The organism is Acinetobacter sp. FY731 (assembly GCF_059515905.1).
Genome location: NZ_JCAKNB010000003.1, coordinates 1 through 12,974, shown reverse-complemented (window position 1 = coordinate 12,974; position 12,974 = coordinate 1). Strand labels below are relative to the sequence as shown.

General features: G+C 35.9%; 21 protein-coding genes and 1 tRNA gene. 2 read left to right on the top strand and 20 right to left on the bottom strand.

All coding sequences use genetic code 11. The features are described from left to right. Nucleotides 1-8: 8 nt before the first annotated feature. Genes queF through AC5YC8_RS04205 form a run of 3 tightly spaced genes read right to left on the bottom strand, consistent with a single transcriptional unit; the run spans nt 9 to nt 2,529 of the window. Nucleotides 9-821: an NADPH-dependent 7-cyano-7-deazaguanine reductase QueF gene (gene queF, locus AC5YC8_RS04215; protein ID WP_496163670.1), complete on the bottom strand. Its 813-nt coding sequence runs from the start codon at nt 819-821 to the stop codon at nt 9-11. Continuing rightward, a complete protein-coding gene (locus AC5YC8_RS04210; RefSeq protein ID WP_496163669.1) occupies nt 821-1,594 on the bottom strand; it encodes an ABC transporter permease in 774 nt (257 codons plus the stop codon). Before AC5YC8_RS04210 ends, queF begins: the two co-directional genes overlap by 1 nt. Beyond that, entirely contained in the window at nt 1,594-2,529 is a 936-nt protein-coding gene (locus AC5YC8_RS04205; RefSeq protein ID WP_496117016.1) for an ABC transporter ATP-binding protein, read from the bottom strand. The genes AC5YC8_RS04210 and AC5YC8_RS04205 overlap by 1 nt, the downstream gene beginning before the upstream one ends. Nucleotides 2,530-2,707: 178 nt before the next feature. Here AC5YC8_RS04205 and AC5YC8_RS04200 point away from each other — a divergent pair. Next, nucleotides 2,708-2,783 (top strand) — tRNA-Arg (locus tag AC5YC8_RS04200). A gap of 167 nt (nt 2,784-2,950) precedes the next feature. Beyond that, nucleotides 2,951-4,231, top strand: coding sequence for a tyrosine-type recombinase/integrase (locus AC5YC8_RS04195; RefSeq protein ID WP_496163668.1), 1,281 nt, complete (start codon nt 2,951-2,953; stop codon nt 4,229-4,231). Here AC5YC8_RS04195 and AC5YC8_RS04190 read toward each other — a convergent pair. The 17 genes from AC5YC8_RS04190 to AC5YC8_RS04110 form a co-directional block, all read right to left on the bottom strand. Further along, a complete protein-coding gene (locus AC5YC8_RS04190; protein ID WP_496117014.1) occupies nt 4,226-4,438 on the bottom strand; it encodes an AlpA family phage regulatory protein in 213 nt (70 codons plus the stop codon). The two genes, AC5YC8_RS04195 and AC5YC8_RS04190, sit on opposite strands and share 6 nt — an antisense overlap. After that, nucleotides 4,438-4,926, bottom strand: a complete 489-nt coding sequence (locus AC5YC8_RS04185) for an SAM-dependent methyltransferase (RefSeq protein WP_496163667.1) — start codon at nt 4,924-4,926, stop codon at nt 4,438-4,440. The genes AC5YC8_RS04190 and AC5YC8_RS04185 overlap by 1 nt, the downstream gene beginning before the upstream one ends. Continuing rightward, nucleotides 4,923-5,204, bottom strand: coding sequence for a hypothetical protein (locus tag AC5YC8_RS04180; protein WP_496163666.1), 282 nt, complete (start codon nt 5,202-5,204; stop codon nt 4,923-4,925). Before AC5YC8_RS04180 ends, AC5YC8_RS04185 begins: the two co-directional genes overlap by 4 nt. Next, entirely contained in the window at nt 5,197-5,448 is a 252-nt protein-coding gene (locus AC5YC8_RS04175) for a hypothetical protein (RefSeq protein ID WP_321104451.1), read from the bottom strand. The genes AC5YC8_RS04180 and AC5YC8_RS04175 overlap by 8 nt, the downstream gene beginning before the upstream one ends. Then, entirely contained in the window at nt 5,441-5,740 is a 300-nt protein-coding gene (locus tag AC5YC8_RS04170) for a hypothetical protein (protein WP_496163665.1), read from the bottom strand. Before AC5YC8_RS04170 ends, AC5YC8_RS04175 begins: the two co-directional genes overlap by 8 nt. Next, nucleotides 5,737-6,228 carry a hypothetical protein gene (locus tag AC5YC8_RS04165; protein ID WP_496163664.1) on the bottom strand — a complete coding sequence of 164 codons (492 nt, stop codon included), beginning with the start codon at nt 6,226-6,228 and terminating at the stop codon, nt 5,737-5,739. The genes AC5YC8_RS04170 and AC5YC8_RS04165 overlap by 4 nt, the downstream gene beginning before the upstream one ends. Beyond that, nucleotides 6,228-6,650, bottom strand: a complete 423-nt coding sequence (locus AC5YC8_RS04160; protein WP_496163663.1) for a hypothetical protein — start codon at nt 6,648-6,650, stop codon at nt 6,228-6,230. Before AC5YC8_RS04160 ends, AC5YC8_RS04165 begins: the two co-directional genes overlap by 1 nt. Continuing rightward, nucleotides 6,650-6,943 (bottom strand): response regulator, encoded by a 294-nt coding sequence (locus AC5YC8_RS04155; protein ID WP_496163662.1) that lies wholly within the window; start codon nt 6,941-6,943, stop codon nt 6,650-6,652. Before AC5YC8_RS04155 ends, AC5YC8_RS04160 begins: the two co-directional genes overlap by 1 nt. Next, nucleotides 6,940-7,158: a hypothetical protein gene (locus tag AC5YC8_RS04150; RefSeq protein ID WP_496163661.1), complete on the bottom strand. Its 219-nt coding sequence runs from the start codon at nt 7,156-7,158 to the stop codon at nt 6,940-6,942. Before AC5YC8_RS04150 ends, AC5YC8_RS04155 begins: the two co-directional genes overlap by 4 nt. Beyond that, nucleotides 7,155-7,835, bottom strand: coding sequence for a 3'-5' exonuclease (locus AC5YC8_RS04145; protein WP_496163660.1), 681 nt, complete (start codon nt 7,833-7,835; stop codon nt 7,155-7,157). The genes AC5YC8_RS04150 and AC5YC8_RS04145 overlap by 4 nt, the downstream gene beginning before the upstream one ends. Beyond that, on the bottom strand, nt 7,832-8,953 hold the full coding sequence (locus AC5YC8_RS04140) for an ATP-binding protein (protein ID WP_496163659.1): 1,122 nt from the start codon (nt 8,951-8,953) through the stop codon (nt 7,832-7,834). The genes AC5YC8_RS04145 and AC5YC8_RS04140 overlap by 4 nt, the downstream gene beginning before the upstream one ends. Before the next feature lie 11 nt (nt 8,954-8,964). Continuing rightward, the gene (locus tag AC5YC8_RS04135) at nt 8,965-9,267 is read right to left on the bottom strand and encodes a hypothetical protein (protein ID WP_496163658.1); all 303 of its coding nucleotides are present in this window, start codon (nt 9,265-9,267) and stop codon (nt 8,965-8,967) included. Beyond that, a complete protein-coding gene (locus tag AC5YC8_RS04130; RefSeq protein WP_496163657.1) occupies nt 9,264-9,458 on the bottom strand; it encodes a hypothetical protein in 195 nt (64 codons plus the stop codon). Before AC5YC8_RS04130 ends, AC5YC8_RS04135 begins: the two co-directional genes overlap by 4 nt. Nucleotides 9,459-9,652: 194 nt before the next feature. After that, nucleotides 9,653-11,380, bottom strand: a complete 1,728-nt coding sequence (locus AC5YC8_RS04125) for a DUF2326 domain-containing protein (RefSeq protein WP_496163656.1) — start codon at nt 11,378-11,380, stop codon at nt 9,653-9,655. Further along, nucleotides 11,377-11,637 (bottom strand): ABC-three component system middle component 6, encoded by a 261-nt coding sequence (locus AC5YC8_RS04120; protein WP_496163655.1) that lies wholly within the window; start codon nt 11,635-11,637, stop codon nt 11,377-11,379. The genes AC5YC8_RS04125 and AC5YC8_RS04120 overlap by 4 nt, the downstream gene beginning before the upstream one ends. After that, on the bottom strand, nt 11,606-12,574 hold the full coding sequence (locus tag AC5YC8_RS04115; RefSeq protein WP_496163654.1) for an ABC-three component system protein: 969 nt from the start codon (nt 12,572-12,574) through the stop codon (nt 11,606-11,608). Before AC5YC8_RS04115 ends, AC5YC8_RS04120 begins: the two co-directional genes overlap by 32 nt. A gap of 103 nt (nt 12,575-12,677) precedes the next feature. Continuing rightward, nucleotides 12,678-12,974 (bottom strand): hypothetical protein (locus tag AC5YC8_RS04110; RefSeq protein WP_496163653.1); only part of this gene is annotated, 297 nt, incomplete at its 5' end.

Below are 12,974 nucleotides of genomic sequence, written 5' to 3'. Positions count from 1 at the left end.
TGTTTATTTTACTGTCGTGCCAATCGAATTGGGCGAGGCATCCATGTTAAATCAGATACACGGCATGGATTGATATCTAAACCACCACGACGAGTATATGTTGCATAAACCATTAGCTTTTCAGGGCTAAGGTTTTGCCAAATATCAGCAAACATTTGTTCCACACATTGTTCGTGGAAACCATTATGTTGGCGATAAGAAATAATATAAGCCAAGATACTTTTATAACATGGCTTTTTACCCTTGAAACGTATAAATACAGTACCCCAATCGGGTTGTCCAGTGACTGGGCAGTTACTTCTTAATAAATGTGAATACAAATGAACTTCTACATCTTCATTTGAATCATCAAGTTTGAGTAAAGAGGAGTCAGGGTGATTTTCCAAACGCTCAGGCATTAGATCATCAATACAAATGCCTTCAGGTTGTGCAATGTCTAAATCATTGGCATCAAATAGGTCAATTGTAACTTTGGCTTCAGCAGCAGCAGATAAATCTTTTTCGACCGTGGCAATAAATGTTTCTTTAGAATCGAATTTAGTAAAGTTCATACTATTAAAGTAGAGCTTCAAAGATTTCGATTCGATTAAATTTGGCGAAGATGCAGGAAGTGTTAAACGACCAATAGCGACTTGTGGAATTCCATGTGCATTGAGCCATGAAATTTCAAATACATGCCACCAATCTTTACCCTGACGAATATGATTGATATGACTATAAGACTCACGTGCTTGTTCACGAGAGATTGGAAATAAAATATCGGGTTGATATTCTGTTGGGTAATTAGTGTCTTTACCTAATAAAGATTTTTCTACGCTCATTATTCACGCATTCCTGAACCACGAGAAAGTAAATAGTATGCAATGCCGTATAACACTGCACAGAATAAAGTAATAACTGTTAAAGATAGTCCAACATTGACATCGCTATGACCCAAAATACCGTAGCGAAATGCATTGACCATATACACAATAGGGTTAATTAAAGATAAATTTTGCCAAAATGGACTAAGTGCCGAAATAGCATAAAATACGCCACCTAAGTAGGTAAGTGGTGTAAGAACAAAGGTTGGAATAATTGAAATATCATCAAATGACTTGGCATAAACAGCGTTAATGAAACCGCCTAATGCAAATAAAAATGAAGTGATTAGTACCGTATATATAGTTACAAACCAATTGGTAATATAAAGGTCAGTAAAAAATAAACTCATTACCGTTACAATAATACCAACGAGAACACCACGACACACACCACCTAATACATAGCCCCATAAAATGGCATGTAGAGGAACAGGGCTCATGATCAGCTCTTCAATACTTTTTTGAAACTTTGCACTAAAGAAGCTGGAAGATACGTTGGAATAACTATTGGTGATTACAGCCATCATAATTAAGCCGGGTACAATAAACTGCATATAGCTAAAGCCGCCCATTTGCCCAATTCGTGAACCCACTAAGTTTCCGAAAATAACAAAATAAAGGCTCATGGTAATAGCAGGTGGTAACAGCGTTTGTGGCCAAATACGCATAAAGCGTCGAATTTCTTTATGGACAAGCGTATAAAGCGCAACTCTAAGTTGAGTGAAATTCATTATTGCGCTGCTCCATCAAGATTTTTTTCGACCATTTTGACAAATAGCTCTTCAAGACGATTCGATTTATTACGCATACTACGAACCTGAATACATTGCGACTCTAGTAACTGGAATAGATCATTTAAGCTATGAGCTTTATCCATTGTGACTTCAAGTGTTAGTGGATCGATTAAATTAAAACGAACACCAATAATATCTAAAGTTGGGGCTTGAATAGGTTGTGTTAAATCAAAAATAAATGATTCTTCATTGAGTTGATTTAAGAAGTTCTTCATAGAGGTATCTTCTTTAATCATACCACGGTCAATAATGGCAATTTGACGGCACAACATTTCAGCTTCTTCTAAATAATGTGTGGTAAGAATAATAGATGTGCCTTTGTCATTCATTTCTGTGAGGAAATCCCACATTGAGCGTCTTAATTCAATATCTACACCAGCAGTAGGTTCATCTAAAATAAGCAGTTTAGGATTATGCATCATGGCACGGGCAATCATAAGGCGACGTTTCATACCGCCAGAGAGCATACGTGCTTGGACTGCACGTTTATCCCATAGGCCTAATTTTTCTAAATATTCTTCAGCTCGTTGTTCGGCTGTTTTTTTAGGAATGCCGTAGTAACCTGCTTGTGTAACTAAAATATCAAAGGTTTTTTCAAAATGACCAAAGTTGAATTCTTGAGGTACGATCCCTAAACATTGTTTGGCTTGAGATGGATGCGTATCTAAATTGTGACCAAAAATTTCTACTGTGCCTGATGTTTTCTTTGTTAAAGAACTAATAATGCTAATAGTCGTTGATTTACCCGCACCATTAGGCCCTAAAAGTGCATAAAATTCACCTTCAGGTACAGTTAGATTCACACCTTTTAATGCCTGAAACCCATTTTTATAGGTTTTAGATAGGTCTTTAAGCACTAATGCATCAGACATATATTTCTCACTTGGTCAGTATTAAGCATATTGTGAGTGATCTTGATTCAGAAACCAAGATGAAGAATGAAATACTGCGTTGTATTATGTGAACATTGTATAAACAGTAAGCAGTAAATTGGGGGCTATCTATATAGTTGCTTTATCTTTTGATTTTTTTTGTTATGATGTGCGTCGCGCGCTCATAGCTCAACTGGATAGAGTACAGGTCTCCGAAGCCTGTGGCGTGGGTTCGAGTCCCGCTGAGCGCACCATTTACTATATTAAAACTTGCAAAAAGCTGTATAAACTTGTTGTTCACCTTGGGTTTAGAATAAAAAACCTGTATAAAGTTGTTTAAAGTAATTCAAAGTTGTAACGCATTGATGCATTACAGGTTGCGTTACAGAATGAATTTGTACTCATAGGTGTAACGCAAAAAATGCCAAAACAAGTAATTTCGCTTACTGACAGCAAAATAAAAGCATTCCTCCGAGATATAAAATCTAACAATCCCAATGGCTTAAAAACAGACGTTCGATTGTCAGATGGTGCAGGATTGAATCTTCTAATTCGCAAAAATGGCTCAATTATGTGGCGTTTCGATTACACGCGACCAGTCACAAAAAAAAGAAACACAATGTCGATAGGTGCTTATCCGCAAATTTCATTAGCGAAAGCACGCGAATATCGTGATCAATTTCGTGCTTTATTAACTGAAGGCAAAGACCCACAATCTGAAAAGCAGGGCGTAGAGGAAAAAGAAAGACTAAAACAGCAGGCAACTTTCAAATCTGTATCAGAATTATTTAAAAGCAAACAGAGATTGGCTGCAGCAACAGTAATTAGGAATAACCGTATTTTTGAGAAACTTTATCGTGATCTTGGAAATATGCCTATTTCTGATATAACACCAAGAGATTTAGCAAAAGTTATTGAAAAAGATGAAAACAAAGGCTTTATTGAATCCGCAATGCGTATTCGATCAAAAGCATCGCAAGTATTTCGTTTTGCGGTAAAAATGGGATTATGTGATAGGGATATAGCTCAAGACTTGTCAGGCACAATCACACAAAGAGAAAAAAACCACTACCCAGCACTAACAGATCCATTTGATTTTGCGCGATTGCTTTTTGACATTGATAATTATGAATCGCAACTTGTGCACGTAAAATTTGCGTTACAACTCGCACCATTGGTTTTTGTTCGTATCGGTGAGCTTCGTAATGCTAAATGGTCAGATATTGATTTTGACAATGCAACTTGGTCATACACGCCATCTAAAACATCTTCAAAAACTGGGCTTGATCATATAGTTCCATTATCTACACAAGCATTAGTAATCCTGAAAGAAGCTTATAATTTTACAAACAATTCTGATTTTGTATTTCCATCACGTTCCGACAAAAATAGGCCCATCTCTGATATGTCTATAAATATGGCACTTCGTCGCATGGGGTACAGTAAAGAAGATATGACAGGGCATGGCTTTCGAGCGATTGCGCGTACTTTATTAGATGAAATTTTAGAATTTCCGCTTGATATTATTGAGCAACAGCTTGCCCATCAAGTAAGAGATATGCATGGTAGGGCATACAACCGAACCAAACATCTGGATAAGCGTAAAGCGATGATGCAAAGGTGGTCTGATTATTGTGATGAGCTAAAAACTCAATATGCATCTTCTAAAAATATTACCTTTGAAGAAAAGAAGCCCTCATGATGCGAGGGCTGTTTTTTTATTAAAGTGACTATAAATTGTTGATTTCCACCAATGTTTATAACCGCTAGGGCTTGTCCAATCAGGTTCAGGGAATTGACCAAGCTCCATTGATTTTGAAATTGTTACACGTGTCATACCAACCATCTCAGAAACTTCACTTGTTTTTAAAAGGCGGTCTTCTTCTCCGTGCAAGGCTTCTTTGCTCATCAACCCACCTCCTTCAAACTTTCCACCTTCATAAAGGTAATCCAATGTGTATTGGCACGCTTACCACTAATGTGGCCAAACAACGGTTTTTGATCTGTTAGTTTTAAAATTTCAGAAACTTTTATTTGAGTTTCATTCCATTTGAAAATTAAAATCCCGTCATTGGCCAAAACACGAAAGCACTCTTCAAAACCTTTTCTTAAATCATCACACCAATCTTCTTGAAGTTTTCCGTACTTCAATGCTAACCACGAATGAGCACCTGCACGAACTAAATGTGGGGGATCAAAAACTACTAATTTAAATTGGCCATCATTGAAAGGCATATCACGAAAATCCATCTCGATATCTGGATTAACTTCTAATGAGCGACCATCACAAAGGATATGGTTTTCGGTTCTGATATCACCAAACACAACATTTTTGTTTTTGTGATCAAAGTGCATCATTCGAGAACCACAGCATGGATCTAAAACTTTTGCATTCACGACACTTCCCTCAAACTCTCAACCACACTTTCAGGTAAATCATGCTTTGCGATATAAGAAGAAAGCATGTGGTAAATTTGATCAGCCACACTATTTTCAATCAAAACATCACAGCCATTCGCATGATGGTTAATCTTCAAATCTATTTTTGAATTACCTAAAACCAATAAGAAATGCTTACGCTCTTCAATATCCAACTTCAAAACAAACGGCTTATCTTTATGAAGCTCATCAATAACGAAATTCGCTACAGCAATGTTTTTTTGAATTTCAGTCATTTCGATCCACCTTAACTTGAACAACACCACCACAAGAAAAATGCGCATTGCTGGTCATATCTTTCGCACCATCATCTTTCCAGGTGAAGCTATCGAATACAGCGTCAGCCACAGGGATTTCAAAAGCCACCATTTGAGCATGCATCAACTTCAAGCCATCTTTTAACTCATCCAAGCAATCATCAACTCGATCCACAGGGATGTTTAGTAGATCCTTTAGACTTGTAATTTTGTATTCAGTCATTGGTTGGCTCCATTTCAATTACATCATTCGTAAACTCTCTAGAACCTGGTACTGCAAAAGTTTCAGTTGTACCGTATTCATCTTGCAAATACGCATTAAAAAATTCACGTTTATTCATCGCACGGTAGCCTTCAGGTAGGGCTTCTTCTGCCTTCTTGAAAATAGCTTCAAAGGTGGATCGAGTAGGGTATTGACCGACAGGAAGCGACATAGTAACAATGGCTTGACGCTCGGTTTCTTCTTCAACAGCGTAAACCTTCATTTCAATTTGAATTGGTGCATTCATTTTCATCCCACTTGCTCCTGTGCTTCGATTATGGCTTTACGACTAGTTAAAGATTTATCCCAAGAGCCTAGAAAATTAAAAGATGGTGCTTCTTCTGCAAAATAATCACCTCTCCAACAAAAGGCATTTACATCCATGTCTTTAACAGGGCGAATACTTGACCACCAATACTTATTTGAGTGACCATCCTTAAGCCAATACCTAGCCCACTTGGGGGCTTGCAACCAATCAACATTCGGGTTGCCGATCATGTTGCGCTTTTTAACCAAAACAAACCCCTCAGGCACAGCCACTTTTTGGGCTTTAGCTTTTTGCAATTCACTTAGTGTTTGCTGTGCCAACTCACCCAAATTAACTTCTAGTGAAATAGCTTCATCTTTATTGTTTGATAGCTGCATAACCACAGAATTAACATCAACATGATTATCCTTAAGAAGCATTAATAGAGAATTAATCACTACAGTTGATACATTTGTTAAGTTTTGAATATCCATCACGCCACCTCAACCTTTAATACATATTTTTGACCATTACTGGTGAACTCGATTGACTCATTTTTCGCTAAAAGATAATGACCAATTGCTTCTAAATTTTTAGAACTCAATCCTGTTCTTGCACGCACCCTGCGACGGTCACATTCGAGGCATGCGTTTGATTTAACAGAGCGTTCAGATGTTTCGCATGATTTGCACGGTGCAACAGGGGTGTAGCTTTTTAAACTTTGTTTTTCTGCACGTATACGCAAAATATGGTTTTGATGACTGTTAGGACGTTCTGCACTTTTAATAGCAGTATCTGCATTGCAGTAATTAAACTCAGCTTTATTGGTATTTACAGCCTGTTGAATCTGCCCACCATTTGCTAAGAATTGAGCCACTTCTTTTGAATAATCAGGTTTTATTTGAGTACCAATCATCACGCCACCTTCGCCAATTTCATTAATTTGTTTTGTGTTTCATCTGTGATTTCAGGACTACGCAGGTGCATTTCATATTCAGCACCTAATTCATGAGCCGCACTATTACCACCCAAAGGATCCGTCACCAATACATAGTGATGTTGCTTCTTAATCTTCTTTTGAAGTGCTTTATCTTCAAGACGAGCTGTGAAGCCTTGACCTGCCAAACTTGTGATTTTGTAGCCAAGATATCCAAGCCAAATTTTTAAACCTAAGGCGTTCTTACTTTTAACAATTCGTTTTTGTGTCATGCTGCAAGCTCCTGCCAAGGTTCAAAAGCATACAAACGAGCATTCACAGAACGATCAATTTTTACGTTTAAAACTGTATCAACCATTAAATTGTTGCGCTTAATTGCCTGTTCAGCCTGAAAGCCATTTGGAGCCTCAACACGGCCACGGATAAAACCACGACCACCTTGAACTTTTGCCTTATATGTCCAGATGTATAATTTAGGAGTGTTCATAGTGCCTCCAGTGCTTTGCGCAAATATTTGTCTACGTTGTCCTGTTTTAATAACCAAGCCACATAGCTCTTTTCTAAATCCTTTAATGCGGTACCTTTATGCTTTCCAAATCCGATAACTTTTGGGATTCGAGCAGATTCAGACATTAAATAAAGAGAGTTCATATCTTTAATGCCTAGATCAGAAACAAGAGCTTGTAAAATCACACCAGTAAAATAGATATCAGCTTTTGCATTGTGTGCATGGCGAAGATGTTTACGCGCAGCCTCTTGATCTTCCATAACGTGGTAATACAAAGCACCAAGCGTATGAGAATCTAAGTTTTTCCAAACCATTCGAGCTAAAGCTAAGGTACAAATACCTTTCACATTGATAGATGAATCACATAGGCGAATTGCTTGAATGTCGTAATCCACGTTGTGACCAATGATGTAAGTAACATCACTTGGTAGACGGAAAGTTTCAAAACTTGGCTTTAATGCAATATCACTTTCAAGGATGTGATGAACAGCCATAGCACCTAAAGCGATTGGTTCAGGGCAAGAGTAATATTCATCAAACACTTGGTCTTGATTTACCACCAATACACCTTGCTCAAAAGAGCAGGGTGCATAAGCGATTTCGATCGGATAACCATTAATTGAATGAGTTTCTGTATCTAAAATTACTGTGTTCATGCGACAGCTTTCCCTTGTCCTTGTTTGATTACATCAGCTTTAACGGCTTCAAAATGTTGAGCTTCGATACTTATTAGGCTGTCAACTCCATTGTTTTCACAGAACGTCATCACATCGATGCCCGCTTCATTTAATAGGTCTTGAAGTTCATCACGTTGAGCATCCGTAATGCCGTTAAATTCAGGTGAATCAACCCAAGAACCACGTTCTTTGTTATAAGTGCACTTCAACTCAGTGGCACGATTCAATACAGATAAACGCATGTTTTGATAGAAAGGATGTTGTTTATCTAAAGACTCAGTTAATTGATTTAACTCACTTGCATATTGAGCTTCACAACAACTTTGGACAAAATTCTCCATTTCCTCACTAGCCTTAATCATTGCAAGTTGATCAGGTGTAAGTGTGTTGATATGGTCTTTTGCCTGTTTAATTAAATCAGCCAAGAAAGTAGGGTGTGTTTTAAGATCGGGTACCCAAACTTCACCAGTATCTCCACCTAAACCGCCTGCATTTTTTGCATGGTGAGTAGGGCACGGCTTAAAGCTAATTACACGTTCATGCTTACCTTCGCCTGTGGTAACAGTGGTCAAGTAGCCCATAATGTCAGCAATACGATAAAGCTCATTGCGATTCTTGCCGCCCAAGTCAGGGCGGTAAATAATTTGATCACCATTCTGATCTTCTGAAGCATGAGCAATAAAAACAACATCTTTACCCATACTGATAAGCGTATTCACATACTGTTTAAATGTTTGGTTCGCTAAGCCTTGAGCCTTTAATTTCAAAGCACCATCTTTTTGACGGTTTGTAGCATTCAACAATAGATGCGTTTTAATGCTTTCAAGCATTGCACCAACGGTATCAATAACAATCGTATTGAAAGGCGCTAAATCTTGTGGTGTAAGACTTGCAACATCAGACCACTGTTGAACAGGTACTACAGCGCCACGACGTAACTCACCTGTACGATGTGCACCACGGTCAAAGTCAAAAGAAATTGTTTTATCACCAGTGAAGCCAAGTGATGTTTTACCAAGACCAGGATCTGCATAGATGTAAGTGATAATTGCACTTACATTCAAAGCTTGATCCGCAGGAATAATATTTATAGCCATGATATTTCCCCTTAGTGAGCGCCAACCCAACCCATACGACGTTTATAAGCCTTACGTTCGTGAGAAGGGATATGAGATCGTTGAAGATCCATTGCTAATTGTTTTCGACGTTGAAAAATCTTTTCAGCTTCAAAGTTTCGTTGAATCCAAGGTTTAGCAACCAATGTTTCAAGAGGAATACGGATTAATTCACCGTTTACTTCCGTGTAAAACTTAAAGCCTTTTTGGACGTAGATAGTTGGACCAAGGCGCATCCGCATATCACCATTTGGTTCACGGCTGAGGAATTCAGCGAATTTAGTAGATGCATTCATTTAACACCTCGCTCAATTACTACTGACTGACGTGGTTCTTCGGTCAAACGATCGAAGTACATGAGTGCTAAAAAGAAGAAGATTGCTGCGATAGCTAAAAAGCCAAATGCTTCCTTAGCTGTCTGTAAAAATTCGTCATGGCGCTTATGTAGAGACTTGATCTCTTGACCATTAGGAGTGTTCTGTTCCATACTTACCTCGCAAAGTTTGCAAAGCACCTGCCGTCAGAAAGTTAGGTGCTTTTTTGTGTTTACGAGATAAATATTAGGCAAACCTAATTAATAAGTCAATAGGTATTCCTAATAAAATTAGACAAACCTAATTTTTGTGTTTTAATAGACAAAAGAAAACCCACACTGGGTGGGTTGGATGGAGCTTATTCGATTTAATTTGTAATATTTTCTATATAATTTTCTATTTGTACACCAAGTAATTTATTCTCTGGTTTATCACCTTTCAGGTTAAGAATAATACATTTTTTAATTTCTGAAAACTCTTCAAGAGTTAAATACTCTCGCATACTTAATAGATTTTCATTATTTAGTGATGCAATATATTGTTTATTTGTTGACTTTAATCTTTGGATGATATACTTAAACCAAGATGCTCTTGCTTTAGGATTAATATCAGCGAATAGCCTATTGTCATGCCAAAGGAAGTTAATATTGTGGTTGCTTCCATTAAATAAATTTAACACATCAAAGGCGAGTACACTTGCATTATCAATCCCATCAGAATCAGAGCCATCAACTGCAATCTTTAAGTTGTATCGAATTTGGTTAATACCTGTATTGTTTTCTAAGATGATTCCAGCTGCAGCATCTTCATATAAATGTTCAATAATATCTTTAAAGATTAAATCTTTTTCGTTTAAAGGATTATTTTCAATGAGTTCTAAGGCTCGTCTATCTTCTTTTATCATTAGTTCTTGAATATCAAGTTTTTGTTTATTTAATTGTGTTTCCAAGTTAAGAAAATTATTTACAGTTTCATATGTATTTCTTAAATCTACAAGTTTATTAGCAATAACAGTATATTCGTCAAGTGCACTTTTTCCTTGTAAGTAGTTAACTTTATCTTGTTGGTTTTTTATATTAATTTTATTTTGTAGTGTTAATTCAATGATTTTATTGCTAATTTCAATAAGATCATTTTTTAGTCGAAGGTCTCTATTTTTTGCAATTGTATTATGAAAGTTTTCAACAGCATCAAAGTGTTTAAGTATTTCAGGCTTAAAAATAGATTCTAAACCATTATACATTTTATATAGATCTGATTTTGAAATATCAGGAGTTATTTTTAGTGATTTTTCGATATTAGCTTTATTGAATTCAAGGATAGAAATTTCTTTTTCATTGTTAGAAATTAGATTTTTTAGTGCATTAGCTTCTCGCTCTATTATTTTAAAATCATCAACAATCTCAAAATTTTTCAATTTTTTTTCTAGTAGTTCGATTTCATGAGCTGTTTTATCTAGATGTATTTTTGGATTTTTTCCATTAAGAACTAATGATTTTATTGTGTTGCTATCCTTGAAGGATTTTAGCTCTTGGGTTATTAAGTCAAGTTTAGTTTTTAATTTTTTCTTTGTGATGGCTAAAGATATATCCATTCCTAATAGATGTAAGGAATTCAATAAAGCAACATAATCTTTTTCAGATTCAGTAGACAGAGGGTGATCACAATCTTTTTTTGTTAAGCGAGAAAAACGCTTAATTAAGCTTCGAAATGTTAAATATTCAGAATTTTCAGGAATATAAAAGAAACCTGCATTATTTAAATATTCTCTTAATGTACGAAGATTATATTCATTTTTATTGATAGTTATATGATTACCTATGGTAGATCTAGAAATCACATTCTTATTGTTGTTGAAATCATATTCTAAGGTAAAATGCTTTTTAGGCATTTTAGTTGATATTTTAGGTATTGAATTCTTTGCACCTAAACAATGATGTAGAATCGCTAGACTTAGGGTTTTACCAACTCCATTACTGCCACCATCTTCGGTAGCATTAACAGGATCATCACCCAAAATAATGCTTAATCCGGTTGGATTAAATTTGATTGTTTTGAAACTCTCTAAATCAGATTCAATTTTTATTAAATTCATGAGGATATCTTCTGAATTCGTCCATCAATGTTTAGATTAATAATATTAATTGCAAATAAAATATCTATTGCTAGGATCATTTGTTCAAAATTTATATTACATGGATAGCTTTTTTGTTTAATTTCAACTAAAGCCCACAATTCATCAATTGATATGCTATTGGTCGGGATAATTGAATTAAGAAATCCAGCAATACCAATTAAAGACTCGGAGAATGGAGTGTGCTTATGAGGTAGTAAAGCTGTCAGGATGTTCATAGACGTCACAACTTTCAAAGTATTTAGCCAAAACAATCGAGGAAACAGCCCTATATCCTGCAAGAGTCATTCTATGTATTGGATTGTTTCTGATTTCTGGTGGGATAAGTTCATCTCTAATCCATGCATATTGTAAATCAATCTCATCTTCTTGACCACAAAATAAGAGTTTACTTTGTTCATAAACTTCATGAATGTATGTGCTAATTTCTTGTGAGATACCCCCTTTAACTGAGTCTAAGTAATCATCTATAAGTTGGACTTTTTTTATATTATTTCGAAGCTCATCTGCAATTTGTGGACTTAGATTGTTTAGTAATATTTTCCTTTCAAAATCAGGAACATTGATTTCTAAAAGAGAGAATTTAGAACTATGTGCCTTATCGGCTAAATATATTAATAGGGTATTTATTTCAGAATAATAAAAATTAATATTAACTTCTTCAATATTTGGAACGGCTCCAACAATAATATCTTTTAAGTTGTGCTCTAAGTTATTAAATCTAAGTAATAGTTTTCTTGAATCAAAAGACTCACATAATTCCAAGGCTGTTTCTTGTCTAAATAAATCTAGTTCATTGTTTAAAGGAGCTGGTGAACCCTCAAAACGATCATTTATCACAAAACTATATTTTCTTATATTACTCCACTTTTCTCCCAACTTATGAAAGTCTTGTTTTGCTTTTCTAAAAGCATTAGGTGGATTCCATTGAGTATTTGGTTTAGGAGCATAAACTTGAAAGTAATGTCCATCATCATAAATGTAACCATCATTCCCACCATCGCCCCATTTACCCCATGGTGATATGGATTGAAAACGGTGGTCTGAATAGCTCATTATATCATTGAATAATGACATAAAAGATTCGCCAGATCGCTGTAATACCTGAACTTTGAATAGTAAATTATATATATAGTTTAATTGTACGCTAGACATTATCTTTCCTTGAATATAAAACTATTGCTGGCATGGGCTTTCACTCTATAGCAGGATCTATAGCTCTTATTAAAACCCCACAAAGTGGGGTGGTGTTGCTTAATCAAGACTCAGAATACTTCTCTAAAAACTCATCAATCCATCCTTGAGCCGTTTCAAGGTTGGTGATGTCTGCTAGCTTTAAACTAGTGCCTTCTGCTTCGTTAAATCCCTCTATAATTGCTTCAAAGATATTTAGCTCATTAATGGTCTCATTCGCCATTTCCTTAGCGTCATACCCTTGTTTAGCCTTCTTGAGTGAAGCTATCTGCTTATCAATCCCTGCACTGATTTTTTCTAAAGCTAATTTAAATTCTTGGCGATTAATTGTGAGTGCTGTTTTAGATTTGTTGAGTGTTGC

Excerpts from the sequence above, each read along its gene's own strand:
- AC5YC8_RS04210 (WP_496163669.1), bottom strand. The coding sequence starts at position 1,594 with ATGAATTTCACTCAACTTAGAGTTGCGCTTTATACGCTTGTCCATAAA.
- AC5YC8_RS04150 (WP_496163661.1), bottom strand. The coding sequence starts at position 7,158 with ATGAACACTCCTAAATTATACATCTGGACATATAAGGCAAAAGTTCAA.
- queF (WP_496163670.1), bottom strand. The coding sequence starts at position 821 with ATGAGCGTAGAAAAATCTTTATTAGGTAAAGACACTAATTACCCAACA.
- AC5YC8_RS04130 (WP_496163657.1), bottom strand. The coding sequence starts at position 9,458 with ATGGAACAGAACACTCCTAATGGTCAAGAGATCAAGTCTCTACATAAG.
- AC5YC8_RS04195 (WP_496163668.1), top strand. The coding sequence starts at position 2,951 with ATGCCAAAACAAGTAATTTCGCTTACTGACAGCAAAATAAAAGCATTC.
- AC5YC8_RS04120 (WP_496163655.1), bottom strand. The coding sequence starts at position 11,637 with ATGAACATCCTGACAGCTTTACTACCTCATAAGCACACTCCATTCTCC.
- AC5YC8_RS04165 (WP_496163664.1), bottom strand. The coding sequence starts at position 6,228 with ATGGATATTCAAAACTTAACAAATGTATCAACTGTAGTGATTAATTCT.
- AC5YC8_RS04135 (WP_496163658.1), bottom strand. The coding sequence starts at position 9,267 with ATGAATGCATCTACTAAATTCGCTGAATTCCTCAGCCGTGAACCAAAT.
- AC5YC8_RS04145 (WP_496163660.1), bottom strand. The coding sequence starts at position 7,835 with ATGAACACAGTAATTTTAGATACAGAAACTCATTCAATTAATGGTTAT.
- AC5YC8_RS04190 (WP_496117014.1), bottom strand. The coding sequence starts at position 4,438 with ATGAGCAAAGAAGCCTTGCACGGAGAAGAAGACCGCCTTTTAAAAACA.
- AC5YC8_RS04170 (WP_496163665.1), bottom strand. The coding sequence starts at position 5,740 with ATGAAAATGAATGCACCAATTCAAATTGAAATGAAGGTTTACGCTGTT.
- AC5YC8_RS04115 (WP_496163654.1), bottom strand. The coding sequence starts at position 12,574 with ATGTCTAGCGTACAATTAAACTATATATATAATTTACTATTCAAAGTT.
- AC5YC8_RS04125 (WP_496163656.1), bottom strand. The coding sequence starts at position 11,380 with ATGAATTTAATAAAAATTGAATCTGATTTAGAGAGTTTCAAAACAATC.
- AC5YC8_RS04140 (WP_496163659.1), bottom strand. The coding sequence starts at position 8,953 with ATGGCTATAAATATTATTCCTGCGGATCAAGCTTTGAATGTAAGTGCA.
- AC5YC8_RS04175 (WP_321104451.1), bottom strand. The coding sequence starts at position 5,448 with ATGACTGAATACAAAATTACAAGTCTAAAGGATCTACTAAACATCCCT.
- AC5YC8_RS04155 (WP_496163662.1), bottom strand. The coding sequence starts at position 6,943 with ATGACACAAAAACGAATTGTTAAAAGTAAGAACGCCTTAGGTTTAAAA.
- AC5YC8_RS04160 (WP_496163663.1), bottom strand. The coding sequence starts at position 6,650 with ATGATTGGTACTCAAATAAAACCTGATTATTCAAAAGAAGTGGCTCAA.
- AC5YC8_RS04180 (WP_496163666.1), bottom strand. The coding sequence starts at position 5,204 with ATGACTGAAATTCAAAAAAACATTGCTGTAGCGAATTTCGTTATTGAT.
- AC5YC8_RS04205 (WP_496117016.1), bottom strand. The coding sequence starts at position 2,529 with ATGTCTGATGCATTAGTGCTTAAAGACCTATCTAAAACCTATAAAAAT.